At 69.3% G+C, this 694-nt stretch carries 1 protein-coding gene; it reads right to left on the bottom strand.

The features are described from left to right. A partial coding sequence (locus tag PV679_RS36045; RefSeq protein WP_319685502.1) for a transposase occupies positions 1-694 on the bottom strand: 694 nt, incomplete at both ends.

Here is a 694-nt window from a genome sequence, read left to right as displayed (position 1 = left end):
AGCGGAGCCTCTTGGGTTCCCAGCGGCGGGTCTTGCCGGTCAGGGCGAGCATCGGCATCCAGGCGAGGAGGTCGAGTGCGGGGGAGACGATCTCCAGCCAGATCTGGTTCTGTGCGGTGTCGTGCAGGGGCAGGTTGCGCAGGCCGGTGTCGCGGGCGTTTCGGATGCGGTCCTCGCAGCGGGCCCGCCTGCGGTGACGCAGTTCGAGGTCGGCGAGCTGACCGCCGGCCGTGTTGGTCGCGAAACAGGTCAGCCGCAGCCCGTCCACGTCGGTGAAACGCAACTGGGCTCCGGGGTGCGGTCGTTCCTTGCGGACGATCAGCCGCATCCCCCTGGGCCAGGTGCTCAGGTCAGGCATGTAGGTGATCTCCGCGACCCAGGCGCCGGGCCGCTCGGTGCCGCCCGCGTCATAGGCCGGCGTCCATGCCTTCTTCGGGATCTTCAGCACGGCCTGGTGGATGGTGTCGGTGATGGTCATTCCGACGGAATACGACAGCCACCGGCCAGGCTTGGAGAGCCAGTCGAGGAAGGTGTGGGTGCCGCCGGCGGAGTCGGTGCGGATCAGTGTCTGCCGGCCCCGCCGCAGGTGTTTGGGTAGTTGGGCCAGGGCGAGCCGGGTGGTGGTGATGTGGTCGCTCGCGGTGTTGGAGCCTGCGTTGCCGGGCCGCAGCAGCGCGGCCACCGGTTCTCCGGA

The sequence above is a fragment of the Streptomyces sp. AK02-01A genome, from assembly GCF_033795305.1.
In the GTDB taxonomy this organism is placed as follows: Bacteria; Actinomycetota; Actinomycetes; order Streptomycetales; family Streptomycetaceae; genus Streptomyces.
Note: the sequence above shows the minus strand (reverse complement) of the source record. Positions and strands in the feature narration are given on the sequence as shown.